This window comes from Veillonella parvula, assembly GCF_018378075.1.
Lineage (GTDB): Bacteria > Bacillota > Negativicutes > Veillonellales > Veillonellaceae > Veillonella > Veillonella parvula_K.
Window position 1 is genome coordinate 1 of the sequence record NZ_JAGZYE010000008.1, and the last position, 26,228, is coordinate 26,228.

The 26,228-nt window shown below is 41.0% G+C and carries 40 protein-coding genes and 1 pseudogene; all 41 read left to right on the forward strand.

Annotated features, from left to right (window positions below; translation table 11 throughout):
- Positions 1–163, forward strand: a pseudogene (gene tuf / locus KH286_RS07600) (elongation factor Tu); the annotation flags it as partial.
- Between the two features lie 180 nt (positions 164–343).
- On the forward strand, positions 344–655 hold the full coding sequence (gene rpsJ, locus KH286_RS07605) for a 30S ribosomal protein S10 (protein ID WP_004695100.1): 312 nt from the start codon (positions 344–346) through the stop codon (positions 653–655).
- Positions 656–667: 12 nt separating this feature from the next.
- Positions 668–1,309: a 50S ribosomal protein L3 gene (gene rplC / locus KH286_RS07610; protein ID WP_004695102.1), complete on the forward strand. Its 642-nt coding sequence runs from the start codon at positions 668–670 to the stop codon at positions 1,307–1,309.
- 26 nt (positions 1,310–1,335) lie between these two features.
- Entirely contained in the window at positions 1,336–1,959 is a 624-nt protein-coding gene (rplD, locus tag KH286_RS07615; protein ID WP_004695105.1) for a 50S ribosomal protein L4, read from the forward strand.
- Positions 1,959–2,243: a 50S ribosomal protein L23 gene (gene rplW, locus KH286_RS07620; protein ID WP_004695108.1), complete on the forward strand. Its 285-nt coding sequence runs from the start codon at positions 1,959–1,961 to the stop codon at positions 2,241–2,243. The genes rplD and rplW overlap by 1 nt, the downstream gene beginning before the upstream one ends.
- A gap of 26 nt (positions 2,244–2,269) precedes the next feature.
- Positions 2,270–3,100 carry a 50S ribosomal protein L2 gene (rplB, locus tag KH286_RS07625; RefSeq protein ID WP_004695109.1) on the forward strand — a complete coding sequence of 277 codons (831 nt, stop codon included), beginning with the start codon at positions 2,270–2,272 and terminating at the stop codon, positions 3,098–3,100.
- Positions 3,101–3,123: 23 nt separating this feature from the next.
- On the forward strand, positions 3,124–3,405 hold the full coding sequence (rpsS, locus tag KH286_RS07630) for a 30S ribosomal protein S19 (RefSeq protein ID WP_004695110.1): 282 nt from the start codon (positions 3,124–3,126) through the stop codon (positions 3,403–3,405).
- 13 nt (positions 3,406–3,418) lie between these two features.
- The gene (gene rplV / locus KH286_RS07635) at positions 3,419–3,754 is read left to right on the forward strand and encodes a 50S ribosomal protein L22 (protein WP_004695112.1); all 336 of its coding nucleotides are present in this window, start codon (positions 3,419–3,421) and stop codon (positions 3,752–3,754) included.
- Positions 3,755–3,770: 16 nt separating this feature from the next.
- The gene (rpsC, locus tag KH286_RS07640; protein WP_004695113.1) at positions 3,771–4,439 is read left to right on the forward strand and encodes a 30S ribosomal protein S3; all 669 of its coding nucleotides are present in this window, start codon (positions 3,771–3,773) and stop codon (positions 4,437–4,439) included.
- Positions 4,439–4,876: a 50S ribosomal protein L16 gene (rplP, locus tag KH286_RS07645; protein WP_004695114.1), complete on the forward strand. Its 438-nt coding sequence runs from the start codon at positions 4,439–4,441 to the stop codon at positions 4,874–4,876. The genes rpsC and rplP overlap by 1 nt, the downstream gene beginning before the upstream one ends.
- The gene (gene rpmC, locus KH286_RS07650; RefSeq protein ID WP_004695115.1) at positions 4,866–5,069 is read left to right on the forward strand and encodes a 50S ribosomal protein L29; all 204 of its coding nucleotides are present in this window, start codon (positions 4,866–4,868) and stop codon (positions 5,067–5,069) included. The genes rplP and rpmC overlap by 11 nt, the downstream gene beginning before the upstream one ends.
- A gap of 39 nt (positions 5,070–5,108) precedes the next feature.
- Positions 5,109–5,369 carry a 30S ribosomal protein S17 gene (gene rpsQ, locus KH286_RS07655; RefSeq protein WP_004695116.1) on the forward strand — a complete coding sequence of 87 codons (261 nt, stop codon included), beginning with the start codon at positions 5,109–5,111 and terminating at the stop codon, positions 5,367–5,369.
- Between the two features lie 24 nt (positions 5,370–5,393).
- Positions 5,394–5,762, forward strand: a complete 369-nt coding sequence (gene rplN, locus KH286_RS07660) for a 50S ribosomal protein L14 (RefSeq protein ID WP_004695117.1) — start codon at positions 5,394–5,396, stop codon at positions 5,760–5,762.
- 18 nt (positions 5,763–5,780) lie between these two features.
- Positions 5,781–6,101, forward strand: a complete 321-nt coding sequence (gene rplX / locus KH286_RS07665) for a 50S ribosomal protein L24 (RefSeq protein ID WP_004695118.1) — start codon at positions 5,781–5,783, stop codon at positions 6,099–6,101.
- Positions 6,102–6,124: 23 nt separating this feature from the next.
- Positions 6,125–6,664 (forward strand): 50S ribosomal protein L5, encoded by a 540-nt coding sequence (rplE, locus tag KH286_RS07670; RefSeq protein ID WP_004695119.1) that lies wholly within the window; start codon positions 6,125–6,127, stop codon positions 6,662–6,664.
- A 16-nt stretch (positions 6,665–6,680) separates the two neighbouring features.
- Positions 6,681–6,950 carry a 30S ribosomal protein S14 gene (gene rpsN / locus KH286_RS07675; RefSeq protein ID WP_004695122.1) on the forward strand — a complete coding sequence of 90 codons (270 nt, stop codon included), beginning with the start codon at positions 6,681–6,683 and terminating at the stop codon, positions 6,948–6,950.
- Positions 6,951–6,977: 27 nt separating this feature from the next.
- The gene (gene rpsH, locus KH286_RS07680) at positions 6,978–7,364 is read left to right on the forward strand and encodes a 30S ribosomal protein S8 (protein ID WP_004695128.1); all 387 of its coding nucleotides are present in this window, start codon (positions 6,978–6,980) and stop codon (positions 7,362–7,364) included.
- Positions 7,365–7,388: 24 nt separating this feature from the next.
- Positions 7,389–7,934, forward strand: coding sequence for a 50S ribosomal protein L6 (rplF, locus tag KH286_RS07685; protein WP_004695131.1), 546 nt, complete (start codon positions 7,389–7,391; stop codon positions 7,932–7,934).
- Between the two features lie 17 nt (positions 7,935–7,951).
- Positions 7,952–8,332 (forward strand): 50S ribosomal protein L18, encoded by a 381-nt coding sequence (gene rplR / locus KH286_RS07690; RefSeq protein WP_005385510.1) that lies wholly within the window; start codon positions 7,952–7,954, stop codon positions 8,330–8,332.
- 18 nt (positions 8,333–8,350) lie between these two features.
- Positions 8,351–8,854 (forward strand): 30S ribosomal protein S5, encoded by a 504-nt coding sequence (gene rpsE / locus KH286_RS07695; RefSeq protein WP_004695136.1) that lies wholly within the window; start codon positions 8,351–8,353, stop codon positions 8,852–8,854.
- Between the two features lie 14 nt (positions 8,855–8,868).
- Positions 8,869–9,048 (forward strand): 50S ribosomal protein L30, encoded by a 180-nt coding sequence (gene rpmD, locus KH286_RS07700; RefSeq protein WP_004695138.1) that lies wholly within the window; start codon positions 8,869–8,871, stop codon positions 9,046–9,048.
- A gap of 22 nt (positions 9,049–9,070) precedes the next feature.
- Positions 9,071–9,517, forward strand: a complete 447-nt coding sequence (rplO, locus tag KH286_RS07705) for a 50S ribosomal protein L15 (protein ID WP_004695141.1) — start codon at positions 9,071–9,073, stop codon at positions 9,515–9,517.
- A 1-nt stretch (position 9,518) separates the two neighbouring features.
- The gene (gene secY / locus KH286_RS07710; RefSeq protein ID WP_004695143.1) at positions 9,519–10,781 is read left to right on the forward strand and encodes a preprotein translocase subunit SecY; all 1,263 of its coding nucleotides are present in this window, start codon (positions 9,519–9,521) and stop codon (positions 10,779–10,781) included.
- 12 nt (positions 10,782–10,793) lie between these two features.
- A complete protein-coding gene (locus KH286_RS07715; RefSeq protein ID WP_004695145.1) occupies positions 10,794–11,357 on the forward strand; it encodes an adenylate kinase in 564 nt (187 codons plus the stop codon).
- A 3-nt stretch (positions 11,358–11,360) separates the two neighbouring features.
- Positions 11,361–12,131 (forward strand): type I methionyl aminopeptidase, encoded by a 771-nt coding sequence (gene map / locus KH286_RS07720; protein ID WP_008602519.1) that lies wholly within the window; start codon positions 11,361–11,363, stop codon positions 12,129–12,131.
- 22 nt (positions 12,132–12,153) lie between these two features.
- Complete coding sequence (gene infA / locus KH286_RS07725; RefSeq protein WP_004695147.1) at positions 12,154–12,372, forward strand: translation initiation factor IF-1; 219 nt, start codon at positions 12,154–12,156, stop codon at positions 12,370–12,372.
- A gap of 26 nt (positions 12,373–12,398) precedes the next feature.
- Positions 12,399–12,512 carry a 50S ribosomal protein L36 gene (rpmJ, locus tag KH286_RS07730; RefSeq protein ID WP_004695148.1) on the forward strand — a complete coding sequence of 38 codons (114 nt, stop codon included), beginning with the start codon at positions 12,399–12,401 and terminating at the stop codon, positions 12,510–12,512.
- A 23-nt stretch (positions 12,513–12,535) separates the two neighbouring features.
- A complete protein-coding gene (gene rpsM / locus KH286_RS07735) occupies positions 12,536–12,904 on the forward strand; it encodes a 30S ribosomal protein S13 (RefSeq protein WP_004695149.1) in 369 nt (122 codons plus the stop codon).
- 19 nt (positions 12,905–12,923) lie between these two features.
- Positions 12,924–13,313: a 30S ribosomal protein S11 gene (rpsK, locus tag KH286_RS07740; RefSeq protein ID WP_004695151.1), complete on the forward strand. Its 390-nt coding sequence runs from the start codon at positions 12,924–12,926 to the stop codon at positions 13,311–13,313.
- Between the two features lie 70 nt (positions 13,314–13,383).
- The gene (locus tag KH286_RS07745) at positions 13,384–14,388 is read left to right on the forward strand and encodes a DNA-directed RNA polymerase subunit alpha (protein ID WP_008602523.1); all 1,005 of its coding nucleotides are present in this window, start codon (positions 13,384–13,386) and stop codon (positions 14,386–14,388) included.
- A gap of 12 nt (positions 14,389–14,400) precedes the next feature.
- A complete protein-coding gene (rplQ, locus tag KH286_RS07750) occupies positions 14,401–14,736 on the forward strand; it encodes a 50S ribosomal protein L17 (RefSeq protein ID WP_004695155.1) in 336 nt (111 codons plus the stop codon).
- A 283-nt stretch (positions 14,737–15,019) separates the two neighbouring features.
- The gene (locus KH286_RS07755; RefSeq protein ID WP_039965263.1) at positions 15,020–15,928 is read left to right on the forward strand and encodes an energy-coupling factor transporter ATPase; all 909 of its coding nucleotides are present in this window, start codon (positions 15,020–15,022) and stop codon (positions 15,926–15,928) included.
- On the forward strand, positions 15,928–16,788 hold the full coding sequence (locus KH286_RS07760) for an energy-coupling factor transporter ATPase (RefSeq protein WP_024062823.1): 861 nt from the start codon (positions 15,928–15,930) through the stop codon (positions 16,786–16,788). Before KH286_RS07755 ends, KH286_RS07760 begins: the two co-directional genes overlap by 1 nt.
- On the forward strand, positions 16,778–17,581 hold the full coding sequence (locus tag KH286_RS07765) for an energy-coupling factor transporter transmembrane component T family protein (RefSeq protein ID WP_008602525.1): 804 nt from the start codon (positions 16,778–16,780) through the stop codon (positions 17,579–17,581). Before KH286_RS07760 ends, KH286_RS07765 begins: the two co-directional genes overlap by 11 nt.
- Positions 17,578–18,363: a tRNA pseudouridine(38-40) synthase TruA gene (truA, locus tag KH286_RS07770; RefSeq protein WP_008602528.1), complete on the forward strand. Its 786-nt coding sequence runs from the start codon at positions 17,578–17,580 to the stop codon at positions 18,361–18,363. The genes KH286_RS07765 and truA overlap by 4 nt, the downstream gene beginning before the upstream one ends.
- Before the next feature lie 296 nt (positions 18,364–18,659).
- Positions 18,660–20,411 (forward strand): 2-oxoacid:acceptor oxidoreductase subunit alpha, encoded by a 1,752-nt coding sequence (locus KH286_RS07775; RefSeq protein WP_004698101.1) that lies wholly within the window; start codon positions 18,660–18,662, stop codon positions 20,409–20,411.
- A 1-nt stretch (position 20,412) separates the two neighbouring features.
- On the forward strand, positions 20,413–21,285 hold the full coding sequence (locus KH286_RS07780) for a 2-oxoacid:ferredoxin oxidoreductase subunit beta (protein WP_008602530.1): 873 nt from the start codon (positions 20,413–20,415) through the stop codon (positions 21,283–21,285).
- 205 nt (positions 21,286–21,490) lie between these two features.
- On the forward strand, positions 21,491–22,837 hold the full coding sequence (locus tag KH286_RS07785; protein ID WP_008602531.1) for an MATE family efflux transporter: 1,347 nt from the start codon (positions 21,491–21,493) through the stop codon (positions 22,835–22,837).
- 107 nt (positions 22,838–22,944) lie between these two features.
- Positions 22,945–23,832, forward strand: a complete 888-nt coding sequence (locus KH286_RS07790) for a prephenate dehydrogenase (protein WP_008602533.1) — start codon at positions 22,945–22,947, stop codon at positions 23,830–23,832.
- A gap of 123 nt (positions 23,833–23,955) precedes the next feature.
- Positions 23,956–24,993 (forward strand): nicotinate-nucleotide--dimethylbenzimidazole phosphoribosyltransferase, encoded by a 1,038-nt coding sequence (locus tag KH286_RS07795; RefSeq protein WP_008602535.1) that lies wholly within the window; start codon positions 23,956–23,958, stop codon positions 24,991–24,993.
- Positions 24,990–26,108 carry a nicotinate-nucleotide--dimethylbenzimidazole phosphoribosyltransferase gene (locus KH286_RS07800; protein ID WP_008602537.1) on the forward strand — a complete coding sequence of 373 codons (1,119 nt, stop codon included), beginning with the start codon at positions 24,990–24,992 and terminating at the stop codon, positions 26,106–26,108. Before KH286_RS07795 ends, KH286_RS07800 begins: the two co-directional genes overlap by 4 nt.
- Positions 26,109–26,228: the final 120 nt, after the last annotated feature.

Here is a 26,228-nt window from a genome sequence, read left to right on the forward strand (position 1 = left end):
TGTAAACCTTCCTGAAGGTGTAGAAATGTGTATGCCTGGCGATAACGTAACAATGGAAATCGAATTGATTACTCCAATCGCTATCGAAGAAGGTCTTCGCTTCGCGATCCGCGAAGGTGGCCATACAGTAGGCGCTGGCGTAGTAACAGAAATCGAAGGTTAATTTAACCTTTTATGCTCATCGTAGAATGCGTTGAGCACAATACATGCAGCACTCAGAGCGGCAGATAATGCCGCTCTCGTGTTGTGTTTTTAAACTATGAAGTAGAAGGTTGCCTCTGCGGAGGAGAATTTCTATGGAGCAGCCCATTCACGAAATGGACGACAGGAGGAATTATTAATAATGGCTAAACAGCAAAAAATCCGTATTCGCCTTAAGGCATACGACCACAAAGCTCTCGATCAAAGCGCTGCTAAGATCGTAGACACTGCAAAAAGAAATGGCGCTATGGTATCTGGTCCGATTCCATTGCCAACAGAAAAGAATATCTTCACAATTCTTCGTTCTGTACACGTAAACAAAGATTCTCGTGAACAATTCGAAATGCGTACACATAAACGCTTAATCGATATTCTTGAACCAAATTCGAAAACAGTAGATGCTATCACTCGTTTAGATTTACCAGCTGGTGTATCTATTGAAATAAAACTATAAGGAGGTGCGATAATGTCTAAAGCTATTTTGGGTAAAAAATTAGGAATGACACAAGTCTTCACAGCTGAAGGCCAATTAGTTCCTGTAACAGTAGTGGAAACTACCCCAAGCGTTGTAGTGCGCGTAAAGACTGTAGAAACAGACGGCTACGAAGCAGTACAAATTGGTTACGGTTCCATTAAAGAAAAACATTTAACAAAACCTGTAAAAGGTCAGTTCGACAAAGCTGGCGTAGCTCCAGTGAAATATCTTCGCGAAGTTCGCGTAGCTAATGCAGCTGACTACACAGTAGGCCAAACTCTGGCAGCTGATATCTTCGCAGAAGGTGAATTGGTGGACGTAGTGGGTACAGGTAAAGGTAAGGGTTTTGCTGGCACAATTAAACGCCATAACTTCTCCCGTGGTCCTGAAACTCATGGTTCTAAATCTCACCGTGAACCTGGTTCCATCGGTCCTATGATCTCCGGTGGCGGCGGTAAGGTATACAAAGGTAAAAAACTCCCTGGACAAATGGGTGGTTACAGAGTTACCGTACAACGCTTATCCGTTGTGAAAGTTGATGCTGAACGTAACCTTTTATTGGTTAAAGGTGGTATCCCAGGCGCTAAAGGTAGCTTGGTTATGGTTCGCAACACGGTTAAACCTGTTAAATAATCATTTGTCGAAAGGAGGATTATGTAATGCCTACAGTAGCAACATATAATCAATCCGGCGTTAAAGTCGGTGAAATACAGTTAAACGATGCAGTATTCGGCGTTGAAGTTAACGAAGCCGTAATGCATCAAGCCGTAGTTCGTCAATTGTCTAACGAACGTCTCGGCACACATGCAACAAAAACTAGAGGTATGGTTCGTGGCGGTGGCCGCAAACCTTGGAAACAAAAAGGTACTGGCCGTGCTCGTGCAGGCTCCAGCCGTTCCCCAATCTGGATCGGTGGTGGTACTACATTTGGTCCACAACCTCGCAGCTATTACAAAGCTATGCCTCGTAAGGCTAGACGTTTAGCAGTTAAATCTGCTCTTAGCGATAAAGTGAATAATAGCGAATTATACGTTTTGGAAGAAATCACATTAGCAGCTCCTAAAACAAAAGAAGTGTTGAACATTATTAACAGCTTCAACGTTGGTGATGCAAAAGTATTGTTCATCACTGAAGGTGATGTAAATGTTGAACGTTCCGCTCGTAATATCCAAGGTGTTAAAGCTTTGGCTTGCGAAGGTATGAACATTTTCGATCTTCTTCATTACGATAAGCTCTTCATTACTAAAGGCGCTGTCGCAAAAATCGAGGAGGTGCTCGGATAATGCAATTACATGATGTACTAATCCGCCCGGTTATTACCGAAAAATCCACTATGCTTATGGAAGAAGGCAAATACACTTTCCGTGTGCCTTTGACTGCAAATAAAGTGCAAATCCGTCAAGCAGTTGAAAAAATCTTCAATGTAAAAGTAGAAAAAGTAGCTACTATTCGTGTTTTAGGTAAGACTAAACGCATGGGTCGTACACAAGGTAAACGTAGCGATTATAAAAAAGCTATCGTAACCTTAAAAGCTGGCGAATCCATTGAATTCTTTGAAGGTGTCTAAGAGTCTAGTTGTAAGGAGGCCCACTAATGGCAATTAAATCATTTAAACCGTACTCCGCTGGTCGCCGGTTTATGACAGTATCCGCCTTCGACGAAATCACAGCAAGCAAACCAGAAAAATCCTTGCTCGCTAAGATTTCTCAAAAAGGTGGTCGTAACAATACTGGTAAAATGACAGTTCGTCACCAAGGTGGCGGTCACAAACGTCAATACCGTATTATTGACTTCAAACGTACTAAAGATAATATTCCAGCTAAAGTAGCAACAATTGAGTATGATCCTAACCGTTCTTCTCGTATCGCTTTGCTTAACTACGCTGATGGTGAAAAACGCTACATTTTAGCTCCTAACGGTCTAAAAGTTGGTGACGTTGTATTCTCCGGTCCTGAGTCTGATATTAAACCTGGTAACTGCTTACCATTGGCTAATATTCCAGACGGTACACAAATCCACAATATCGAATTGAAAATCGGTAAAGGTGGTCAAATCGTTCGTTCCGCTGGTACATCTGCTCAATTGATGGGTAAAGATAATGGCTACGCTATTCTTCGTTTACCATCTGGTGAAATGCGTCGTGTTCGTCAAGAGTGCCGTGCAACAATTGGTGTTGTTGGTAACGCTGACCACAGCAACCTTGTAATCGGTAAAGCTGGTCGTCATCGTTGGATGGGTGTTCGCCCTGGCAACCGTGGTGTTGTAATGAACCCTTGTGACCATCCACATGGTGGTGGTGAAGGTAAATCTCCTGTTGGTCGTAAACATCCTGTTACACCTTGGGGCAAACCAGCACATGGTGTTAAAACTCGCGACAAGAAAAAAGCTTCTAACAGCTTAATCATTAAACGTCGTACAAAATAGGATAAAGGAAAGGAGATAAAATAGTGTCCAGATCTATTAAAAAAGGCCCTTTCGTAGCAGATCATTTGCTTAAGAAAGTTGAAGCTTTAAACGAAACTAACGAAAAGAAAGTTGTAAAAACCTGGTCCCGTGCCTCTACTATTATCCCAAGTTTTGTAGGCCACACAATTGCTGTGCATGATGGTCGCAAACATGTACCTGTATTCATTACAGAAGATATGGTAGGTCATAAATTAGGTGAGTTCGCTCCTACACGTACTTATAGAGGTCATGGTAAGGACGAAAAATCTACAGGCAAAAAATAGGAGGAAATAATACATGGAAGCAAAAGCAATCGCTAGACATATCCGAATCGCGCCTCGTAAAATCCGTATCGTTGCAGATTTAGTGCGCGGTAAAAACATCGGCGAAGCATTTGCCATCTTGAAGTTCACTCCGAAAGTTGGCGCTGATGTAGTAGAAAAAGTTATGCGTTCTGCAATCGCAAACGCTGAACATAATTTCGATATGAATGTTGACAATCTTTACGTATCCGAGATCTTCGTTGATCAAGGCCCTACATTAAAACGCATTCATCCTCGTTCCCGTGGTCAAGCTTTCAAAATTTTGAAACGTACTAGCCACGTAACAGTAGTAGTTAAAGAAAGAGCTTAAGAAGGAGGGAAACAGAGTGGGTCAAAAAGTTAATCCACACGGTTTGCGTGTCGGTATCGTAAAAGATTGGGACGCAAAATGGTATGCAGATAAAGATTTCGCTGCTAATCTTCATGAAGACGTAAAAATTCGTAACTTCTTGAAAGAAACCCTTTTCATTGCTGGTATTTCCCGCATTGAAATCGAGCGTACAAATAAACGTATTAAATTGACTATCCACACTGCGAAACCAGGTATGGTTATCGGTCGTGGTGGTGCTGGTATCGAAGATATCAAAAAAGCAATGACTCGTTTCACTGATAAACAAGTGGACGTTAACATTGCAGAAATTAAACAAGCAGACATGGATGCAACATTAGTTGCTGAAAACATTGCGGGCCAATTGGAACGTCGTATCGGCTTCCGTCGTGCAATGAAACAAGCTGTAGGTCGTACAATGCGCTTAGGTGCAAAAGGTATTAAAATCATGGTAAGCGGTCGTCTTGGCGGTGCTGAAATCGCTCGTAGCGAATCCTATCGTGAAGGTTCTATTCCTTTGCATACACTTCGTGCAGACATCGACTACGGTACTGCTGAAGCCCATACAACATATGGTTGTATCGGCATTAAAGTATGGATTTACAAAGGTGAAGTTTTGCCAGAAGCAAAACAAGCACCTGCTAAGAAGGAAGAAGGTGGCAAGTAATGCTTATTCCAAAGCGCGTAAAACATCGTAAGCAATTCCGCGGCCGTATGAAAGGTCGTGCTATGCGCGGTAATACAGTGTCTCATGGTGAGTTCGGCTTGGTAGCATGCGAACCATCTTGGATCACTAACCGTCAAATCGAAGCTGCCCGTATTGCTATGACTCGTTATATCAAACGTGGTGGTAAAGTATGGATTAAAATTTTCCCTGACAAACCAATCACAGCTAAACCAGCTGGTACTCGTATGGGTTCCGGTAAAGGTTCTCCTGAATACTGGGTAGCAGTGGTTAAACCAGGTCGTGTAATGTTTGAAATGGACGGTGTGCCAGAAGCTACAGCTCGTGAAGCTATGCGTCTTGCAAGCCATAAACTTCCAATCAAATGCAAATTTGTTGTTAAGGGTAAAGAATTGGGTGGTGACGTAAATGAAGGTTAATGACATTCGCAATATGAGCGCTGCCGAAATGGAACAAAAAGTTTCCGGTCTTAAGGAAGAGTTATTTAACCTCCGTTTTCAGCTTGCAACAGGTCAATTAGAAAATCCTATGCGCATTCGTGAAGTTAAGAAGACAATCGCTCGTATTAAAACTGTACAACGTGAAGTTGAACTTAAATCTGAAAACGCATAATAACAGATTTGTTAAAGTTTGAAAAGGAGGCTTAAAATCGTGGCAGAAGAAAGAAACGTACGTAAAGTCCGCGTAGGTAAAGTTGTTAGCGACAAAATGGACAAAACTGTTGTTGTTGCTGTTGAACGTAAAGTACCTCACGCATTATATAACAAGCCAATGGTTAGCACAAAACGCTTCAAAGCTCATGATGAAAATAATGAGTGTCAAATTGGCGATACAGTTAAAATTGTAGAAACTCGTCCACTTTCTAAAGATAAATGTTGGAGAGTTGTTGAAATTCTTGAAAGACAAAAATAAGAGTGATGTAAGGAGGAATAGACGATGATCCAGCAACAAACAATTTTGAATGTTGCCGACAACACTGGTGCTAAACGTATTATGTGCATCCAAGTCATGGGCGGTTCTTATCGCAAATTCGGCAATATCGGTGACGTAATCGTTGCTTCTGTAAAAGATGCATCACCCGGTGGCGTTGTCAAGAAAGGCGACGTAGTTAAAGCTGTTATTGTTCGTTCTAAAAAAGGTATCCGCCGTCAAGACGGTTCCTATATTCGTTTCGATGAAAACGCAGCAGTAGTTATTAAAGATGACAAGACCCCTCGTGGTACTCGTATCTTTGGACCTGTAGCTAGAGAACTTCGTGAAAAAGACTTCATGAAAATCGTTTCTTTGGCTCCAGAAGTATTATAAGAAGGAGGAACGCAGCATATGGCTAAGCTACAAATCAAAAAAGGCGATACAGTTGTTGTTATCTCCGGTAAAGATAAAGGTAAGCAAGGTACAGTTATCGCAACTGAACCTAAAAAAGAACGCGTATTTGTTGAAGGCGTTAACACTGTAAAACGTCACACAAAACCTTCCCAAGCTAACCCACAAGGCGGCATCGTTACTAAAGAAGCTGGCATTCATGTTTCTAACGTAATGGTTGTCGACCCAGAAACTAAAACAGCTACTCGTATCAAAAAGGTAGAAGGCAAGGACGGTAAATTCGTTCGCGCTACTGTTAAATCCGGTACAGTACTTAAATAATCAGGAAAGGAGGAGCTACATAAATGTCTCGTTTGTTTGAACAATACAACTCTGAAATCAAAAAGAGTATGCAAGAAAAATTCCAATACGGCAATGTAATGGAAATTCCTAAATTGGAAAAAATCGTTATCAACATCGGCGTAGGTGATGCAGTAGGCAATGCAAAAGCATTGGAAGCAGCAGTTAATGACTTGACTATTATTGCTGGTCAAAAACCTGTTATCACAAAAGCTAAAAAATCCATTGCGAACTTCAAAGTTCGTGAAGGCATGGCGTTGGGTACAAAAGTTACTCTTCGTGGCGAACGCATGTATGAATTCCTTGATAGATTGATCAATGCGGCATTACCTCGTGTACGTGACTTCCGCGGTATCAGCGCTACTGCATTCGATGGCCGTGGTAACTACGCTTTGGGTCTTAAAGAACAGCTCATCTTCCCTGAAATCGAATATGATCAGGTAGAACGTGTTACTGGTATGGATATCATTATCGTAACAAGTGCTAAGACAGATGAAGAAGCTCGTGAATTGTTGACTCAATTCGGTATGCCTTTTGAAAAATAATAGGAGGAACATATAGATGGCTAAAAAATCTATGATTGAACGCGAAAAGAAACGCGCTAAAATCGTTGAAAAATATGCAGCTAAACGTGAAGCGTTAAAAGCAGCAGGTGATTATGAAGGCTTATCCAAATTACCAGCAAATGCATCCCCAACACGCTTGCACAACCGTTGCAACTTAACTGGTCGTCCTCACGGCTATATGCGTAAATTCGGTATCAGCCGTATTGCGTTCCGTGAATTGGCGTACAAAGGACAAATTCCTGGTGTTAAAAAAGCCAGCTGGTAATATTAGACGAGAGGAGGTTTTTAGATTATGGTAATGACCGATCCTATCGCGGATATGCTTACGCGCATCCGTAATGCAAACGCTGCACTTCATGAAACGGTAAACATTCCTGCATCTAGAATGAAAGCAGCCGTTCTTGACATCCTTTTACAAGAAGGCTTTGTAAAGAACGTTGAAAAAGAAGAAAACACTTTAAAAGTAACTTTGAAATATGGTTCCAATAACGAGAAAGTTATTACAGGAATTAAACGTATTTCCAAACCAGGTTTACGTGTTTACGCGAAAAAGGAAGAACTTCCTCGTGTACTTGGTGGTTTGGGTATCGCAGTTATTTCTACGTCCAAAGGCGTTATGAGCGACAAACAAGCTCGTAAAGAAGGTCTTGGTGGCGAAGTAATCGCATACGTTTGGTAATAGTAGCAATAGGAGGTAGAAATAATGTCACGTATCGGTAGAATGCCTATCGAGATCCCTGCAGGCGTTACTGTTACATATGATAACCATCATATGAACGTAAAAGGCCCTAAAGGTGAATTATCTCGCGATTTGCATCCAGATATGAATATCACTGTAGAAGGTAACACAATCACAGTAACTCGTCCTTCCGACGATAAAAATCATCGTTCCCTTCACGGTTTGACTCGCGCTCTTGTTGCTAATATGGTAACAGGCGTATCTGAAGGATTTACAAAAACTCTTGAAATCAACGGTGTTGGTTACAGAGCGGCTAAACAAGGCAATAAATTAGCTCTTACACTTGGCTTCTCTCATCCAGTAGAAATGGAAGCTCCAGCTGGTATTACAATCGACGTTCCAGCTCCTAACAAAATCGTTGTGTCTGGTGCAGACAAAGAAGTTGTAGGTGCAGTAGCAGCTGATATCCGTAAATGGAGAAAACCTGAACCTTACAAAGGTAAAGGTATCCGCTATGAAGGCGAAGTTGTTCGTCGCAAAGCTGGTAAAGCTGGTGCAAAAGGTAAATAGTAATATCATCTATATGAATGAAAGGAGTGAATATCTTGCCTCGTAAATCTAGTAGAAATATCGCTCGAGCAAAACGTCATCTTCGTATTCGCCGTCACATCTCTGGTACGGCAACTTGCCCACGTTTGAACGTTTACCGTTCTTTGAGCAACATTTACGCACAAGTAATCGATGACGTAGCAGGTACAACTTTGGTTGCTGCTAGCTCTTTAGATAAAGATTTGAACTTATCCTATGGTGGTAACGTAGCTGCTGCTAAAGCTGTTGGTGAAGCAGTTGCTAAAAAAGCTATCGCTAAAGGCATTGACACTGTAGTGTTTGACCGTGGTGGTTACATTTACCACGGCCGCGTAGCAGCCCTTGCAGAAGGTGCTCGTGAAGCAGGCTTAAAATTCTAAGAAGGAGGAACTATAGACATGGCGAGAATTGACTACACCAGTCTTGATCTTAAAGAAAGAGTAGTATTCATCAACCGCGTAGCCAAAGTAGTTAAAGGCGGTCGTCGTTTTTCCTTCAGCGCTCTTGTAGTTGTTGGTGATGGCAACGGTTATGTAGGCGTTGGCTTAGGTAAAGCAGCGGAAGTACCAGAAGCAATTCGCAAAGGTATCGATGATGCTAAGAAAAATATTGTAAACGTAGCTATTAAAAATGGTACAATCCCTCACAGCGTAACAGGCGTATTCGGTGCAGGCCGCGTATTCTTGAAACCAGCTGCTGAAGGTACTGGCGTTATCGCTGGTGGCCCTGTTCGTGCCGTATTGGAATTAGTAGGTGTTCGTAACATCTTGACTAAATCTTTGGGCTCTTCTAACCCTAACAATATGGTTCGCGCTACAATCGAAGGTTTGAAAGATTTGAAACGCGCTAGCGAAGTTGCTGAGCTTCGTGGTAAAACCGTTGAAGAAATCTATAACGCGTAATAAGGAGACAAGAAATGGCACAAGTTAAAGTAACATTAACAAGAAGCTTAATCGGTCGTCCTGAAGATCAACGCGCGACAGTTAAAGCTTTGGGCTTGAAAAAAACTAATTCTCAAGTCGTAAAAGAAGTAACACCTCAAATCGAAGGTATGCTTCATAAAGTTAGACATTTAGTAAAAGTTGAAGAAGTTTAATACTGATAAGGAGGTGCACTGAATGAAACTTCATGAATTACAACCAGCAGCTGGTTCTAAAAAAACTCGTACTCGTGTAGGCCGTGGTTTAGGTTCTGGCTTGGGTAAAACATCTGGTCGTGGTCAAAAAGGTCAAAACTCCCGTTCTGGCGGTGGCGTTCGCTCCGGTTTTGAAGGCGGCCAAATGCCTCTTTATCGTCGTTTACCAAAACGCGGTTTCAACAACAGCGTTTTTGCTAAACAATATGCTGAAGTTAACGTAGCACAATTAAATCGCTTTGAAGATGGTGCAACAGTTGATCCAGTAGCTCTTATTGAAGCTGGCATTTTGAAAAATGTACGCGATGGTATTCGTATTTTAGGTAACGGCACATTGGAAACTAAAAACTTGACTGTTATCGCTAATGGCTTCACTAAAGCTGCTGAAGAAAAAATCACAGCAGCAGGCGGAAAAGTTGAGGTGATCTAGGGTGCTAGATAGCCTCTCGAACATCTTTAAGATTACTGAGTTACGTAACAAGATTTTGTACACATTGATGATGTTTGCTGTGTTTAGAGCCGGCATTCACATCCCAGTACCAGGTGTAGATGCATCTGTTATCGAATCCTTGTTTACATCCGGTAACCTATTTGGTCTATTAGACTTGTTTGCTGGTGGTGCGCTAAGTAAGTTCTCTATCTTTGCGATGAGTATTACCCCTTACATTAATGCTTCCATCATCATGCAACTGCTTCAGTCTGTAGTTCCTCAGTTTGAAGCATGGAGTAAAGATGGTGAAGACGGGCGTAAGAAAATAGCGAAGGTAACTCGTTATGGCACCGTAGTCCTTGGCTTTGTACAAGCCGCTGGTATGGCATTTGCTCTTAGAGCAAACAACGCTTTGGTAAATAATGATTTCCTTAGCGTATTCGTTGTGGCCATCATCCTCACAGCAGGCACATGTTTGTTGATGTGGATTGGTGAGCAAATCACAGCATATGGTATAGGTAATGGTATTTCCTTGATCATCTTTGCTGGTATCGTAGCTCGATTGCCAGATGGTCTCGAAACTATTTATCAATATATCCAAAACGGAACCATTAACATGTTCCAAGCATTCTTATTTGCTGTAATTGCACTTGCGATGATCGCTGTCGTAGTGGCAGTTACACAAGGCCAACGTCGCATTCCTATCCAATACGCAAAACGCGTAGTAGGGCGTAAAATGTACGGTGGTCACTCTACATTCTTGCCGTTGAAAGTCAATCAGGCAGGTGTAATCCCAATTATCTTTGCGTCATCTGTGTTGATGTTCCCTGTAACAATTGCACAATTTATTGACAATGAATTTGTTCATAAAGCTGCTGATTTATTTACATGGGGGACGCCGTTACAAACGGCATTGTATGCGATATTGATCTTTATCTTTACGTATTTCTATACTGCAATCTCTATCAACATTACAGATATGGCAGATAATATGAAAAAATACGGTGGTTTTATCCCAGGTATTCGTGCGGGTAAACCAACTGCTGATTATGTGGATAACGTGATGACCAAGATCACTTTGGCTGGCGCTGTATTCTTAGCTGTCGTTGCTATTATACCGAATTTCCTCGGTAGTATAACCGGCGTCCAAGGCGTATACTTTGGTGGTACGGCTCTTCTCATCGTTGTAGGTGTAGCACTTGATACAATGCAACAAATTGAGTCGCTCATGGTAACACGCCACTATAAAGGCTTTGTGAAATAGGAGGGAAACAATATGTATATTCTATTAATGGGACCTCCTGGTGCTGGTAAAGGCACTCAGGCAGCTCGACTTATTGAAAAATACGGTATTCCCCAAATTTCAACAGGTGATATGTTCCGCGCTGCGATTAAGAACGAAACACCTCTTGGAGTTGAGGCTAAGAAATACATCGATGCCGGTCAATTGGTACCAGATAGTGTAACTGTTGGTATCGTACGTGATCGCTTGGTGAAAGATGACTGCAAATCTGGATTTATTCTTGATGGATTCCCAAGAACTACAGCGCAAGCTGTATCTTTGGATGCAATCCTTAAAGAATTAGGAATTTCTTTGGACGCTGTACTTAACTTAAACGTTCCTTCTGAGGAATTGGTTAAACGTATTAGCGAACGAGCTGTTCTAGAAAATCGTGCTGATGATAACCCTGAAACAGTACAGAAACGTCTAGCTGTGTACGAAGAATCTACTAAACCATTAATTGATTACTATCGCAATAGCGGATTGTATCAAGAAATCAATGGTTTACAAGATGTAGACGCAGTATTTGCTGACATCATTAAGGCGTTGGAGAAATAATCTATGATTATTTTAAAATCGCCCCATGAGATTGAATGTATCCGCAAGGCAAGTAAGCTTACAGCAGACACGTTGTCCTTGTTAGTAGAAAAGGCTAAACCTGGCATCACGACGCTTGAGTTAGATACAATTGCCGAAGAATATATTCGCAGCCACGGTGGTATACCAAGTTGTAAAGGGTACTATGGATTCCCCGCTACAATCTGTGCTTCTATTAACGAAGAAGTCGTTCATGGTATTCCGAGCGCTAAGCGTAAGCTTAAAAACGGCGATGTCCTCAGTATTGATCTCGTATCATCTATTGATGGATATCACGGCGATTCGGCTGTGACGATTCCTATTGGTCACGTCAAACCCGATGTGATGAAATTGTTAAAAGTTACAGAGGAAAGTCTGTTCAAGGGAATTGAACAAGTGAAAGTCGGTAACCGTATTGGTGCTATCGGTCACGCTGTTCAAACGTATTGTGAGAAACATGGTTACGGTGTCGTACGCGACTTCGTAGGTCATGGTTTAGGCCGCGAAATGCATGAAGATCCGCAAATACCAAACTATGGTAGTCCTGATCAAGGACCTCTTATGAAACCAGGTATGGTATTGTGTATTGAACCGATGATAACTCTAGGGACACATCGTGTTCGTGTATTAGGGGATGACTGGACAGCAGTTACAGTAGATGGTAAACCTGCTGCTCATTTCGAACATACAGTGGTTGTTACAGAAAACGGCCCTGAAATATTAACTATGCGGGAAGAACCGCGGTTAATTAAATAAACAGGTAACCGGAGGAAAAGATATGTCAAAAGAAGACGTTATTGAGGTGGAAGGTACGGTCGTTGAGGCATTACCGAATGCCATGTTCCAAGTTGAATTGGAAAATGGTCATATCGTATTGGCTCATGTGTCAGGTAAAATGCGTATGAATTTTATCCGTATTCTTCCTGGTGATAAAGTTACTATGGAACTGACACCGTATGACTTAAATCGTGGTCGCATCACCTATCGCTTTAAATAAGCATAGGGTCCACAAAGGAGGTACTAATGAAGGTTCAACCATCAGTTAAAAAGATATGCGAAAAATGTAAAATCATTAAACGCAAAGGCCGTGTAATGGTTATTTGCGAAAATCCAAAACATAAACAAAAACAAGGATAATCTGATAGGAGGTGGATGATTAGATGGCACGTATCGCCGGTGTAGATTTACCTCGTGATAAACGAGTGGAAATTGGTTTAACTTATATTTATGGTATTGGTCCAACTTTAGCATCTGAAATTATTGCTAAAACTGGCATCAATCCTGACACACGCGTTCGCGATCTTTCTGAAGATGAAGTAGCGAAAATCCGTGAATTGTTAGATGCTGATTACAAAGTAGAAGGTGACCTTCGTCGTGAAGAAGCTCTTAACATTAAACGCTTAATTGAAATCAACTCCTATCGAGGCAAACGTCATCGTATGGGTTTACCACTTCGTGGTCAACGTACTAAAACGAATGCACGTACTCGCAAAGGTCCTAGAAAAGCAATTGCTGGTAAAAAGAAATAAGATAAAGGAGGGATAAAGCGTGGCTAAAAAAGTTGTTAGAACTAAAAGAAAAGAAAAGAAACATATTGAATCCGGTGCGGCTCATATTCGTTCTACATTCAATAACACTATCGTAACTTTGACAGATACAAACGGTAATGCGTTGTCTTGGGCTTCCGCTGGTGGCTTGGGCTTCCGTGGTTCTCGTAAATCCACTCCATTTGCTGCTCAAATGGCTGCTGAACAAGCTGCTAAAGCTGCAATGGAACATGGTCTTCGCACTGTTGAAGTATTCGTAAAAGGTCCTGGATCCGGCCGTGAAGCTGCAATCCGTGCTTTACAAGCTGCAGGTCTTGAAGTTACTTCCATTAAAGACGTAACTCCAATTCCTCACAATGGTTGTCGCCCTCCAAAACGCCGTCGTGTATAATTTATAGTGACCGATATGATACGGTGCTATAATTAACTATGAACGTGTGTTATATAGGAGGATGTTCCTGATGAGCGAAGAAAAGAAACTTAAAATCGAGAAAGTGGACATCGCCGATGGCGGTCGTTATGGTAAGTTCGTATGTGAACCATTAGATCGTGGTTATGGGATCACTCTCGGTAATAGCTTACGCAGAATTTTGCTTTCATCCTTGGATGGGGCAGCTATCACCTCTATCAAAATTGATGGAGTTCTTCATGAATTCTCTACTATTCCTGGTATTCGCGAAGATGTTACGGATATCATCCTTAACTTAAAGCAATTGTGCATCAAAGTTGAAGAAGAAGCACAATTACCTTTGGAAGTTCATTTCGACTTCCAAAAGGATGGAATATTGACAGCTACTGATTTAGCTGAACAATTCCCGCCAGAGGTAGAAGTATTGAATCCTGAACTCGTGATTGCGACAATGGATGAGACAGCTCATCTCGTAATGGACGTAGTAATCGAACGAGGTAAAGGCTATGTTCCTTCAACGAAGAATAAAAAAGATACTGATGTTATTGGTTGTATTCCAATCGATTCCATCTTCTCTCCAATTCTTCGTGCTAAATACGAAGTGAGTGATGTTCGTGTAGGCAATGAAATGGACTTCGACAAGCTTACATTAGAAGTTTGGACTGATGGCTCCATTACTGCTGCTGATGCAGTGGCAAAATCTGCTGCCATTATGATTGGTTATTTAGGGAACTTCACTAAATTAGCGCATTCTGCAGATGTTGTAGATGTAAACACTGGTGAAGGCGGTATCGTTATAGATCCAGTAGGTTCCGATAATGAAGAACCAGCTGTAGATGACGGCCCAGCAAAGATTTCCATCGACGAGTTGGAACTCTCTGTTCGTGCGTATAACTGCTTGAAACGTGCTGGCATTAATACAATTGCAGACCTGCTAGACAAAACCATTGATGACTTAGGAAAAGTTCGCAACTTAGGTAAAAAATCTATCGATGAAATTGAGGAAAAACTCAATAATCACCCAGGTGGTTTTCAACTTAAACAAAAAGGCGAATAAGGAGGAAGACGAATGTACAGAAAATTAGGCCGCGACAGCTCCGCTCGTAAAGCGTTGTTCCGTAGCATGTTAACATCTTTCTTCCAATATGAGCGTATTGAAACGACTGAAGCTAAAGCGAAAGAACTTCGTTCTTTAGCTGATCAAATGGTAACTTTGGCTAAACGTGGTGATCTTCATGCACGTCGCCAAGTTCTTGCATACCTCATGGATGAAAGTGTAGTAAAAAAATTGTTTGATACAATTGCTCCAAAATATGCAGACCGCCAAGGTGGTTACACTCGTGTAATCAAAACTGGTCTCCGCAAAGGTGACGCTGCACCTTTGGCTATTATCGAGTTAGTTTAATCAAACTCATACGGTGTTGTAACTTACGTTGCAGCACCGTTTTTTTATTGTCAATTTTATGGTACAATCGACTAGTATAATATCGTAATATGTTAGCAGTTATCGTAAATAATGAATATGTATTGTCAACTTTTTGCATAATATCTAAGACATTATTAAATTCCAGTTCTATCAATAGGATAAATTGAAATAAGGGAATCATGCACAGTATGAGTATGATAGATGATGCAAATGGTTCTACTTTCATAGAAACGAAATTGACTAGAAAGATATGAGGTTATCCATGAATGAACAAGACATTATGATTGAGGTCAATCATATGAGTCATATTTATACTGATGAAAACGGCAATGATGTACGTGCCTTAGACGATGTGAGTCTAACCATTAAGCACGGCGAATTTGTTTGTATCATTGGTACTAATGGCAGTGGTAAAAGTACGCTTGCCAAGCATTTTAATGTGCTATTACAACCTAGCGAAGGATATATCAACGTGTGTGGTTTTGATACGCGAGATGAAGCGCATATTTGGGAGATTCGCCAACATGTGGGGATGGTATTTCAAAATCCTGATAACCAAATCGTAGCGGCCGTCGTAGAAGAGGACGTTGCCTTTGGTCCAGAAAACTTAGGTATTCCTAGTGCAGAAATTAGACAACGTGTCGATGCAGCGTTAGCCGCTGTTAATATGACTGAATATAGAGAACATGGGCCCCATTTATTATCGGGTGGACAAAAACAACGTATTGCTATCGCAGGTGTATTAGCGATGAAGCCTGATTGCATTGTTCTTGATGAACCAACAGCTATGCTCGACCCCAAAGGTCGTCGTGAGGTTCTTGAAACAGTTCATAAGCTCAATAAAGAAGAAGGTATTACCATTGTATATATTACACACTTCATGGAGGAAGCTGTTACGGCAGACCGCGTTGTGGTTATGAAAAATGGTGTGAAATTACATGATGGTACGCCTCGTGAAATCTTTAGCCATGTAGATACCTTAAAAGGTCTGGGCCTCGATGTACCGGTGGCATCAGAAATTGCTTTTAAACTGAATGCTAAAGGGTATGAAGTTGGTAAGAGCATCATTAATAATGAAGAGTTAGCAGAGGGCCTTAAAGGCTCAAAGTTAGGCAAGCAATTATCCGCTATACACTCAACAGATGCTTCAAGAGGGGAGGAAACCCACTAATGGCGATCGTATTAGATAATATTACATATACTTACGGCATGGGTACTCCTTTTGAAAAGACTGCACTTCGTGGCGTATCTCTTACCATTGAAAATGGGGAGTTTTTAGGTGTTATCGGTCATACTGGTTCCGGTAAATCTACCTTTGTACAGCATCTAAATGGTCTATTACATCCTACAACTGGTACCGTTACGGTCAATGGTGTAGATATTAGCGCTTCCACAGAGGAAGCTAAAAAAATGCGCCATAAGGTTGGTATGGTATTCCAATACCCAGAGCATCAATTGTTTGAAGAAACCATTGCTCAGGATATCGCCTTTGGTCCTAAAAATTTAGGGCTTAGTGCTGATGACGTAGACGAGCGTGTGCGAGATGCGATGAAGTTCGTAGGACTCGATTACGATACATATGCAGAACGTTCTCCATTTCATTTATCTGGTGGTCAAATGCGCCGCGTTGCTATTGCTGGTGTAGTGGCTATGAACCCAGATTTCCTTGTGCTTGATGAACCATCTGCTGGTCTTGATCCATTTGGACGGGAAGAAATTTTTGAAGAAATCATTCGACTTCATAAAGAAAAGGGAATAACTGTAATTCTTGTATCTCACAATATGGAAGATATTTCTCGCATGGCTTCCCGTCTCGTAGTACTCGATAAAGGGCGTGTCGTTCTCGATGGTGAGCCGATGGACATCTTTAATAATCATCGTGATGAGTTACAAGCTGTGGGTGTAGATGTTCCACCAGTATCTGTTACCATGGAATATTTGCGTGAACAAGGCTTTGATGTATCTAATCGCGTACTGTCTGTAGATGATGCGGTACAAGCAATTCTAGAGGGAGGTAGCCATGTTAAATAACATTACTATTGGTCAATACTTCCCAGGGAATTCCTTCTTGCATCGCATGGACCCGCGAGCAAAGATTATTGCTACTACCATCTTCGTAGTGGCTATCTTCTTGGCAAATTCTCCACTAGCCTATGGCATAGTAGGTGGTTTCACCATCTTTGCAATGCTATTATCGCGTTTGCCATTACGCCTGATGTGGTCTGCTATTAAACCGCTTTGGATTATCATCGTATTTACCATGGGTATTCATATTTTTACGACGCCTGGTAATCCAATTTTCCAATGGGGAATTATTAATATTACGGATCATGGGGTGGCAATGGGTCTTCAAATGGCGGCACGATTAATCTTCTTAATCTTGTTCTCTTCTTTGTTGACCTATACCACATCACCGATTCGCTTAACTGATGGCATCGAGCACTTGCTCAATCCATTCCGTCGCATTGGTGTTCCTGCTCATGAACTAGCCATGATGATGACTATTGCGTTGCGTTTCATCCCTACCTTATTGGATGAGACAGATCGTATTATGAAAGCACAATCTGCTCGTGGTGCAGACTTTGTGACAGGCTCTATTATTCAACGAGCGAAAAACATGGTGCCACTTTTAGTGCCATTATTTATCAGTGCGTTTCGACGGGCCGATGAATTAGCTATCGCTATGGAAGCGCGTTGCTATAGAGGTGGTGTCAACCGTACGCGTATGAAGGAATTACAAGTTACTTATGTCGATTATATTGGTGTTGGCGCTGTTGTTTTGGTAACTATTGTACTTGTCGCATTGTGGTGGTTAGATCTATGAGAAACATACAGATCATAGTGGCTTATGATGGTACAGATTTAGCAGGTTATCAAAAGCAACCTAATGATAAGGGGTTAACGGTACAAGGATGTTTGGAATATGGTTTATCACGTATTTGTAATGAACCGATCCAAATTTATGGTGCCTCTCGTACGGATGCGGGTGTGCATGCTAAATTTCAAGTTTGTACATTTCAAACGTCGGGGACTATACCAGTAGAAAATATTCCTCGCGCCATGATAGCTCATATTCCTAAGGATATAGTCGTTCTAGAAGCGGTAGAAATTCCGCTAGATTGGAAGCCACGGTGGAATATATACGGTAAAGAATATATATATACGATTCATAATCAGCTCATTGCAGATCCTTTGACGCAACGATATCATTGGCATGTGAAAAAGCCCTTAAATATTGCTCGTATGCAGGCTGCAGGTAATGAACTAGTAGGTACACATGACTTTACAACCCTAAAGGGAACCAACTCAACTTCGGCGGATCCTGTAAAGACAATTATGGGAATTCGTGTTGAGGCCCGAGGTTCACAGGTGACGATTTCTGTGATTGGTGATGGTTTTTTATATCATATGGTTCGCAATATTGCAGGCTTACTTGTAGATATAGGTCTCGGTCGTCGTAAGGTTGAGGATATTAAAGGATATTTAGCCGCTAAAGACCGGCGTGCTATAGGGAAAACTGCACCTGCTCAAGGCTTATGTTTAGAAGAAATATTCTTCACTGAAGAGCGACAACAAGAGGTATTACGGAATAAATATTTTAGATGATTCGAGAATAAATATTCTATATAATTTTATATAGACTCTTTTTTTGATGTGAAAGTATAAAACGTTGAGCATAAATACTAAAAGGATACTACTTCAAAAGTAGTATCCTTTTTTTCTTATAATTTTTAGTTATAATACCTTAATTTATACCTATTATTATGTGAAATGATACATTGTAAACCTAAAATATACATGATACAATGACGATATAAGACAGGTTCGTACTATAAAACATTAACATAGTAAGGTAGACTCTTGTCAGCAGTGTAATTTTTATCCTAAGGAGGGTGAATCTCTTGCAAAAACGTAAAGATTTTATCTGGAAAATGGGCGGCCAACAAGGTGAAGGTATCGAGAGTTGCGGCGAAATTATGGCCACAATCCTTGCTAAAGAAGGCTACTCTTTGTATAGCCAACGTTTATTTGCATCTCGCATCAAAGGTGGTCATACTACATTCGCATTGCGCGTAGCATTGGAACAAATTATGTCCATTGGTGAAGGGGTAGACTTCTTGCTTTCCCTTGATCAAGAAACCGTTGATATGCACGGTTCCGAAGTACGCGATGGTGGATATATCATCTGTGATAGCAAAGTTAATCCAGACTTTTCTAAATTTGAAGGTACAAAGATTAATTGCTTATCTTTGCCTATCTCTGAAACAGCAATGAAACAAGGCTCCTTGTTGATGCGTAATATCGTAGCCCTTGGAATGTCCGTAGCGCTTCTTGGCTTTGATACTAAGATGTTTAAAGATGCTATTACTGAGAAATTTGCAAAGAAATCCCAAGAGATTATTGATAAAAACTTGGCTGCTTTCGATGATGGTCATAGCCTTGTAATGGAAAAATTAGGCGATGTTGAAATCGATACATTGCCAGCGCCTGGTAAGAAAGATCAAATGTTCTTATTAGGTAACGAAGCATGTGCTCTTGGTGCTATTGCAGCAGGCTCCCGTTTTATGGCCTCTTATCCTATTACACCAGCATCCGAAGTTATGGAATACATGATTAAAACTATGGATAAGTTGGGCTCAACTGTTGTTCAAACAGAAGACGAAATCGCAGCATGTATGACAGCTATGGGTGGCGTATACGCAGGTGTTCGTGGTTTCACATGTACTTCTGGCCCAGGTCTTTCCTTGATGGCAGAATCCTTGTCTATGGCTTCTATGGCTGAATTGCCAATGGTTGTTATCGACGTTCAACGTTCTGGCCCATCCACTGGTATGGCTACAAAAGTTGAACAATCCGATATTGATGCGGCTTGCTACAATGCACATGGCGACTACTCTGGTATCGTAATTTCTCCAACATCTATCGAAGAATGCTTCTATGAAATTCAAAAAGCTTTCAACTTGGCAGAAATGTATCAATGTCCAGTTATTTTTATGCCTGACTTACAACAAGGTTTGAATAAACAATCCGTTCCTTCCTTCGATTTGAATCGTGTACCTATTAATCGCGGTAAAATGATGAAAGAAGCTGAACTTCCTGAATTGGTACAACCTAACTACTTCAAACGCTTTGAATTGACTGAAGATGGCATTTCTCCGCGTACAATTCCAGGCATGAAAAATGGTCTATTCCTTTCCACAGGTTTAGAGCATAATGAAGAAGGTAAACCAGCAGAAGCGCCTACAATGCACGTAGCGCAAACTGATAAACGTTTCCGCAAATTGGAAACTGTAGCTGATAACTATGAACCATTCTTGAATAATGCTAAATACGACGAAGCAGATGTACTCGTTGTAGGTATGGCTTCTAGCCGTGGTGCTATTGAAGAAGCCGTTGCTGAATTTGATCAAGAAGGCGTTAAAGTTAATCACTTACAATTGCGCTTAATTAAACCATTCCCAGCAAAGCAATTACAACCGTTCTTTGATGCTGCGAAAAAAGTAGTTATTGTAGAACACAATAAAACTGGTCAATTGGCTAACTTATTTAAAATCAACATGCATAAGAAACATAAGATTTCTAGCTGCTTGAAATACGATGGTAATCCATTCACAAAAAGTTATGTGAAAAATGCGATTAAGGAGGTCCTATAATATGACAACAGCTAAAGATTACAGAAATGATATTCGTCCTAACTGGTGTCCAGGCTGTGGCCATTATGGGGTTCAAGCGGCGATTACTGACGCTGTAGTAGCGAAAAATATTCCACCAGAAAAATTAGCCGTAATTTCCGGTATCGGTTGTTCTAGCCGTATCGGTGGCTATTTTTACGCTTATGGTGCGCATACAACTCATGGCCGTGCGCTTCCTTATGCGCAAGGCGTTAAGCTTGCTAACCAAGACCTAGAAGTTATTGCATTTTCTGGTGACGGTGATGCCTTTGCTATCGGTATGGGTCACACCATTCATGCTTTTAAACGTAATGTAAACATGACATACGTAGTAATGGATAACCATGTATATGGTTTGACTAAAGGTCAAGCATCCCCTCGTTCTGACATCGGTTTTGTTACAAAAACAACTCCTCATGGTGCGTTTGAGTCTCCATTGTCCGTTTGTGAAACTGCGATTGCAGCAGGTGCTACATTTGTAGCGCAAAGCTATATGGTGAATCGTAAAGAGCTCGTTGATTTGATTCAACAAGCTATGGATCATGAGGGCTTCTCCTTCATCAATGTATTTAGCCCATGTGTTACATACAACAAACGCAATAGCTATGATTGGTTCAAAGAACATTTAGTAGCATTGCCTGAAGGTTATGACCCAACAGATCGTGCAACAGCGCTTAAAACTTTGGGTGATACTGATGGTTTGGTTACAGGCCTTATCTATCAAAATACATCTAAACCTTCCTTTGAAAAAGCAATGGCTGCAGCAAATGGCGGACCACATCCTCGTCCATTGACTGAAGATGTTGTAAAACCTGACCAAGCATTATTTGATAGTCTTTGCAATCAATTTAAATAATATTAGTATCGTACCCATTAGGTAGGATGCTGATTAAAGAAACGTGTCACCTTTGGGTGGCACGTTTTTTGTATGTACTATTTTATGAAAAACTATTTAGTATATTGCTTTCTGCGATTTGTCCCATGTGGTTATATAACGTGATATAATAAGGACATTGTATGATATTCATTGCAATCGTATCGTATTCATTGCAGAGGTTTTTATGAAAGCATACGAAAAGGGGATTAGTCTATCTATCTGGACTTTGAGTTGGCCTATATTTATTGAAGTGTTCCTACAGATGCTAGTAGGTAATATAGACCAATTGATGATGAGTCACTACTCGCCTCAAGCGGTAGCAGCGGTAGCTAATGCCAATCAGATTTTAAATATCTTTATTATGCTCATCATCGTCATGAGTACAGCTACGACGATTTTGATTGCCCAATATTTAGGAGCGAGAAACCAGTCCAAGCTATCAGAGGTATGTACGGTCAGCTTAGTGATGAATTTTCTCTTTTCATCTATAGCGGCAGTATTCTTTATTACTTGCCATGAATGGATCTTTACATGGCTAGGTATACCACCAGAAACGATGAGTGATACGTCGATATATACTACTATCGTTGCTGCAGGGCTACCGATACAAGCGATGTATTATGCGTTAGTAGCCGTATTTAGAGGTCACTCATTAACACGCGTTACCATGTACATTGCTCTTGTGATGAATATCATTCATATTCTAACAAACTATGTATTAATCTTTGGACATGGTCCAATACCAAGTCTTGGGGTATTAGGCGTTTCTATTTCAACATGGCTATCTAAAGTGGTAGGGCTCGTGATTATTGGATATACTTTTAAGAAATTATTAACCTTAGAGGTGAGCTTTACATTCTTAAAACCATTTCCGTGGCATACGGTTAAATCTTTATTGCATATCAGTGTTCCTTCTGGTGGAGAAACATTGAGCTATCAATTATCTCAAACTACGATTATGAAAATGGTCAATATTTTAGGCTTAGCAGTTATTAATACTAAAGTTTATGTATCTGTTATCGCCATGCTTTGTTATGTATACACCATAGCACTATCCAATGCTTCACAAGTTATCGTAGGTTTCCTAATGGGCGCTAAACGCCAAGAGGAGGTTACTAGTCGTGTATGGAAGTCCATGTATTTAGCGATTGCTATTAACGTAGGTCTTGCTACATTCTTCTATGTGACTAGTGATTTTGTTGTCTCTGTGTTTACTTCGGATCCGGAAATCCTAGAGTTAGCACATAATGTATTACTGGTTGAGATCTTTCTTGAGTTAGGACGTGCAGTAAATATCGTTATGGTTGGTTGTTTGCAGGCTGCCGGTGATATTCGTACACCTATGCTAGTGGGAATCTTTGGCATGTGGTTATGCGCCGTGCCATTATCGTATCTATTTGGTATTTACTGGGGTTGGGGCCTTGTTGGTATATGGATTGCCATGGCCGCTGATGAAATCTTGCGAGGTTTATTGTTTATATATCGTTGGTATAGCGGTAAATGGAGAAACAAGCATCTTATCGAAGCTTAATTTCATTCTCCCTAATTTTGATTTACAATTAGCTAAATAATAATGTAATATAACTAGCATTATATTGGAGAATAGATATTGCTAGTTTTACTTGAAAGTAGGTTTATATGAGTAAGACAGTAGGCATTATTGGCTTAGGCCTATTAGGTGGATCCTTGGCAAAGGCCTTAAAGGAATATACAGATTATGAGGTAGTAGGCTATGCACGTCGTCAAGAGGTCTGTGATGCGGCCATTCAAGATGGTGTGGTAAAAGCTGCGTGGACTGAAGTTGAGCCATTGATTAAGAACTCAGATATCGTTGTGTTCTCCTTGCCACCTGATACAAACGCACGGCTTTTTACTGAAACGGCTCATCTATTTAGACCGGGGCAAGTCGTAACCGATGTATCTAGTGCGAAGGAAAACTTTGTACGAGCCGTTTATGAATCGATTCCTAAGGGGACCGTTTTCGTATCTGTCCATCCTATGGCAGGATCCGAAAAGGGTGGGTATGAAGTATCTCATAAAAACCTATTCAAAGGTATGGGCTGGATCGTGTTAGAAGATAAGGCATCTGATGTATATAGTGAAGAAGTAGCTCAAGAATTAGCTGACATGGGTCGTGCCTTAGGGTCTCGTATCGAGTTTGTCGATATTTATGCTCATGATGCATATCTGGCTATGGTTAGTCATATGCCTCACTTATTGGCCTCTATTTTAACACAAGTTTCGGGAGGCGATGAATTGGGCGAATTGCGTATGAAATTGTCCGCAGGGGGCTTTAGAGACTGTACACGTGTGGCTGGTGGATTACCATCGATGTGGCGCGAAATTATCTATGGCAATCGTCATAATGTTATTGAAGGCCTTACACAAATTGAATCAGAAATTGAACATGTTAAAGTGATACTTTCACAAGATGACGAAGGACAAGAATTAGAAAGCTATCTTGAACGAAGTCGCGAGATTCGAGGAAAGTTACCGTATTTAACTGGTCAAATCAAGGATAATTAAAATGGCGTAGTTTTGTATCCTATAAGAGAGTAAATGTAACTGAAAAAACATGACATATATCAAGAATCGTGTATACTATATATCGATATGAGTATGTAAATATATTATGTTAAGGGAGCTTTTATGAGTTTGTTACAAGAAACTTGTGGCGCTATTACAGGTCGCAGCCTAGAGATTGAACAATATATATTTAATAGTTGGAATGCAGAATCGCCGGTGGAACTATATGGTAGTCTTGTAGATGTTGTGGCTCAATATGGGGCGGCTACAAATCAAGAGCAGGTAACCGTGCCAAAACCATGTATGATTATTGCTTCTGCAGATCATGGCGTAGCTGATATGGGCGTCAGTGCGTATCCAAAAGAAACGACCGTTGGGATGACACAAAATTACCTGATTCCTAAGGGGGCTGGCGCTAATTCTCTAGCGAATTACTGTGGAGCTCAAATGGAAGTTATCGACATGGGCATTGATGCGGATATGAGTTGGGTTCCAGGCCTTCGTATTCATAAACTTGGGATGGGTACGAAAAACTTCGTAGAAGAGCCCGCCATGACGCGCGAACAAGCCGTGGAGGGCATCGAAACAGGGATTCGTCTAGTAAAAGAAAAAATTGATGAAGGCTTCAATGTATTTTTAGTAGGCGAAATGGGCATATCGAATACGACAGCTAGTGCCCTTATGACCGCTAAGTTTGCAGGACTTACAGCGGAAGAGGCGACGGGACGAGGAACGAATATTTCCGATGAACGACTCAAACTAAAACAGCGGATCGTTCATGATGTGCTAGAAAAATATAAGGATATTAGTAAGGATGATGCTCTTGGTATTTTATCTTCTGTAGGCGGTTTTGAATTTGCTTGTATTGTGGGTGTTATCTTAGGCGCTGCAGCAAATCATGGGTTAGTTATTATCGATGGATTTAATACATCGGCTTGTGCATTGGTGGCTAAAACATTGGCTCCAAAAGCGATGGATTATGTGATGGCTTCACATTTATCTGCTGAAAAAGCGGCCAAATCTTCCTTAGAAAATTTAGGCCTTGAAGCCTATGTAGATTTAGGCCTTTGTTTAGGTGAGGCTTCTGGTGGGTCCATACAAATGGGGATGCTAGATCTTGCGGTGCATATGTATATGGCCATTACAGGAGGTAATAAATGAGAACTTTCAAAGTTGAGCCGTTAGATACACAAGCAATGGAAATATGTCGATTCCGTATTGATAATTTGACAAAGCCTATCTATAGCCTGGCTACGTTAGAAACTATAGCGGAGCGTTTTGCAGGAATTTTAGGAGACCCTAAACCGAATCATTTGCGTCAAGGTGTGCTCGTTGTGGCAGCTGATCACTTGGTAGATGGACCGCAAAATAATCAACATGGTAGTGAAAGTTATGCTGCCATAAAACGCTTTAATGAGGGAAGAACAGCTACACAAGGGGCTGCAGCTAAATTAAATGCTGTTGTACACGTGGTGAATGTAGGTCTAGAACAAGACACTTCTGATTTAGCAAATATTGAGCAACAGGTGATTCGAAAAGGATCCCATTTCTTTGGCGTAGAACCTGCTATTTCTCGTGAGGAATTAGAGCGTGCTCTTGAGCTCGGCTTTACCTATGCAGATAGATTACATGCTGATGGATTACAAGTGGTGGCGATTGGTAACGTAGGGGAGAGGGCCTTTCTAGATTCTCTTGTCACGACGGCGACGATCACAGGTTGTGCGTATGAGGATATTCTCGTTCATAATGAATATGGACCTACAGTAGAGCAACGTGCTGCTCATATTCATTCTTTTGTAGATCGATTTAATATCGGTGTTGATGATTGGTCTGCTTTGAGTGAAAGCGAGCGCCGTGATGCGGTATTGAACTTGCTTCATGTAGCAGGTGGTTTAGATATTGCGTTTTTAACGGCCTTCATCTTGGGGGCTGCTAGCCATCGCATGGCTGTAGTCTTTGATAATGTAGTAACTGGTGCAGCTATTTTGGCGGCGGTTACCATTGATCCCCTAGTTAAGGACTATGTGTTCCCATCAGCTGTCTATGATGAGCCTATACATGATGAACCTATACATAAGGAACAATGTCGTTTCTTAGGGGTAAAGCCTTATTTGCACTATAATCTGCTAATCGATGAAGCCTTAGGTTCAACTATGGGACTATCTATAATCGATGCATCCATGCATATGCTAAATGACATGAAGACCTTCATCGAAGCGGAAGTTAGCGTGGCTGAAGATGGGGCTGGTAAAGGTAGACAAAAGGATAAAGAATAATCTATTTTAAAGGGGGATTGTATATCCCCCTTTCTCGGGTAAAAGATGTTCTTGTATGCTATATTTTCAAGGAACTTTACGGAAAAACCATTGACACTATATGTGTAAATTGATATTATT

What these genes read in the sequence shown, in the direction of transcription:
- KH286_RS07800 (WP_008602537.1), top strand. Translation starts at nt 24,990, where the DNA reads ATGAGAACTTTCAAAGTTGAGCCGTTAGATACACAAGCAATGGAAATA.
- map (WP_008602519.1), top strand. Translation starts at nt 11,361, where the DNA reads ATGATTATTTTAAAATCGCCCCATGAGATTGAATGTATCCGCAAGGCA.
- KH286_RS07715 (WP_004695145.1), top strand. Translation starts at nt 10,794, where the DNA reads ATGTATATTCTATTAATGGGACCTCCTGGTGCTGGTAAAGGCACTCAG.
- truA (WP_008602528.1), top strand. Translation starts at nt 17,578, where the DNA reads ATGAGAAACATACAGATCATAGTGGCTTATGATGGTACAGATTTAGCA.
- rplD (WP_004695105.1), top strand. Translation starts at nt 1,336, where the DNA reads ATGCCTACAGTAGCAACATATAATCAATCCGGCGTTAAAGTCGGTGAA.
- KH286_RS07780 (WP_008602530.1), top strand. Translation starts at nt 20,413, where the DNA reads ATGACAACAGCTAAAGATTACAGAAATGATATTCGTCCTAACTGGTGT.
- KH286_RS07765 (WP_008602525.1), top strand. Translation starts at nt 16,778, where the DNA reads ATGTTAAATAACATTACTATTGGTCAATACTTCCCAGGGAATTCCTTC.
- infA (WP_004695147.1), top strand. Translation starts at nt 12,154, where the DNA reads ATGTCAAAAGAAGACGTTATTGAGGTGGAAGGTACGGTCGTTGAGGCA.
- rpsJ (WP_004695100.1), top strand. Translation starts at nt 344, where the DNA reads ATGGCTAAACAGCAAAAAATCCGTATTCGCCTTAAGGCATACGACCAC.
- rpsN (WP_004695122.1), top strand. Translation starts at nt 6,681, where the DNA reads ATGGCTAAAAAATCTATGATTGAACGCGAAAAGAAACGCGCTAAAATC.
- rpsE (WP_004695136.1), top strand. Translation starts at nt 8,351, where the DNA reads ATGGCGAGAATTGACTACACCAGTCTTGATCTTAAAGAAAGAGTAGTA.
- KH286_RS07785 (WP_008602531.1), top strand. Translation starts at nt 21,491, where the DNA reads ATGAAAGCATACGAAAAGGGGATTAGTCTATCTATCTGGACTTTGAGT.
- rplP (WP_004695114.1), top strand. Translation starts at nt 4,439, where the DNA reads ATGCTTATTCCAAAGCGCGTAAAACATCGTAAGCAATTCCGCGGCCGT.
- rpsH (WP_004695128.1), top strand. Translation starts at nt 6,978, where the DNA reads ATGGTAATGACCGATCCTATCGCGGATATGCTTACGCGCATCCGTAAT.
- rplN (WP_004695117.1), top strand. Translation starts at nt 5,394, where the DNA reads ATGATCCAGCAACAAACAATTTTGAATGTTGCCGACAACACTGGTGCT.
- rplV (WP_004695112.1), top strand. Translation starts at nt 3,419, where the DNA reads ATGGAAGCAAAAGCAATCGCTAGACATATCCGAATCGCGCCTCGTAAA.
- rplQ (WP_004695155.1), top strand. Translation starts at nt 14,401, where the DNA reads ATGTACAGAAAATTAGGCCGCGACAGCTCCGCTCGTAAAGCGTTGTTC.
- rpsM (WP_004695149.1), top strand. Translation starts at nt 12,536, where the DNA reads ATGGCACGTATCGCCGGTGTAGATTTACCTCGTGATAAACGAGTGGAA.
- rpmC (WP_004695115.1), top strand. Translation starts at nt 4,866, where the DNA reads ATGAAGGTTAATGACATTCGCAATATGAGCGCTGCCGAAATGGAACAA.
- rplX (WP_004695118.1), top strand. Translation starts at nt 5,781, where the DNA reads ATGGCTAAGCTACAAATCAAAAAAGGCGATACAGTTGTTGTTATCTCC.
- rpmJ (WP_004695148.1), top strand. Translation starts at nt 12,399, where the DNA reads ATGAAGGTTCAACCATCAGTTAAAAAGATATGCGAAAAATGTAAAATC.
- KH286_RS07760 (WP_024062823.1), top strand. Translation starts at nt 15,928, where the DNA reads ATGGCGATCGTATTAGATAATATTACATATACTTACGGCATGGGTACT.
- rplB (WP_004695109.1), top strand. Translation starts at nt 2,270, where the DNA reads ATGGCAATTAAATCATTTAAACCGTACTCCGCTGGTCGCCGGTTTATG.
- KH286_RS07745 (WP_008602523.1), top strand. Translation starts at nt 13,384, where the DNA reads ATGAGCGAAGAAAAGAAACTTAAAATCGAGAAAGTGGACATCGCCGAT.
- rplR (WP_005385510.1), top strand. Translation starts at nt 7,952, where the DNA reads ATGAAAGGAGTGAATATCTTGCCTCGTAAATCTAGTAGAAATATCGCT.
- rplW (WP_004695108.1), top strand. Translation starts at nt 1,959, where the DNA reads ATGCAATTACATGATGTACTAATCCGCCCGGTTATTACCGAAAAATCC.
- rplC (WP_004695102.1), top strand. Translation starts at nt 668, where the DNA reads ATGTCTAAAGCTATTTTGGGTAAAAAATTAGGAATGACACAAGTCTTC.
- KH286_RS07755 (WP_039965263.1), top strand. Translation starts at nt 15,020, where the DNA reads ATGAATGAACAAGACATTATGATTGAGGTCAATCATATGAGTCATATT.
- KH286_RS07795 (WP_008602535.1), top strand. Translation starts at nt 23,956, where the DNA reads ATGAGTTTGTTACAAGAAACTTGTGGCGCTATTACAGGTCGCAGCCTA.
- KH286_RS07790 (WP_008602533.1), top strand. Translation starts at nt 22,945, where the DNA reads ATGAGTAAGACAGTAGGCATTATTGGCTTAGGCCTATTAGGTGGATCC.
- rplE (WP_004695119.1), top strand. Translation starts at nt 6,125, where the DNA reads ATGTCTCGTTTGTTTGAACAATACAACTCTGAAATCAAAAAGAGTATG.
- rplF (WP_004695131.1), top strand. Translation starts at nt 7,389, where the DNA reads ATGTCACGTATCGGTAGAATGCCTATCGAGATCCCTGCAGGCGTTACT.
- rpmD (WP_004695138.1), top strand. Translation starts at nt 8,869, where the DNA reads ATGGCACAAGTTAAAGTAACATTAACAAGAAGCTTAATCGGTCGTCCT.
- rplO (WP_004695141.1), top strand. Translation starts at nt 9,071, where the DNA reads ATGAAACTTCATGAATTACAACCAGCAGCTGGTTCTAAAAAAACTCGT.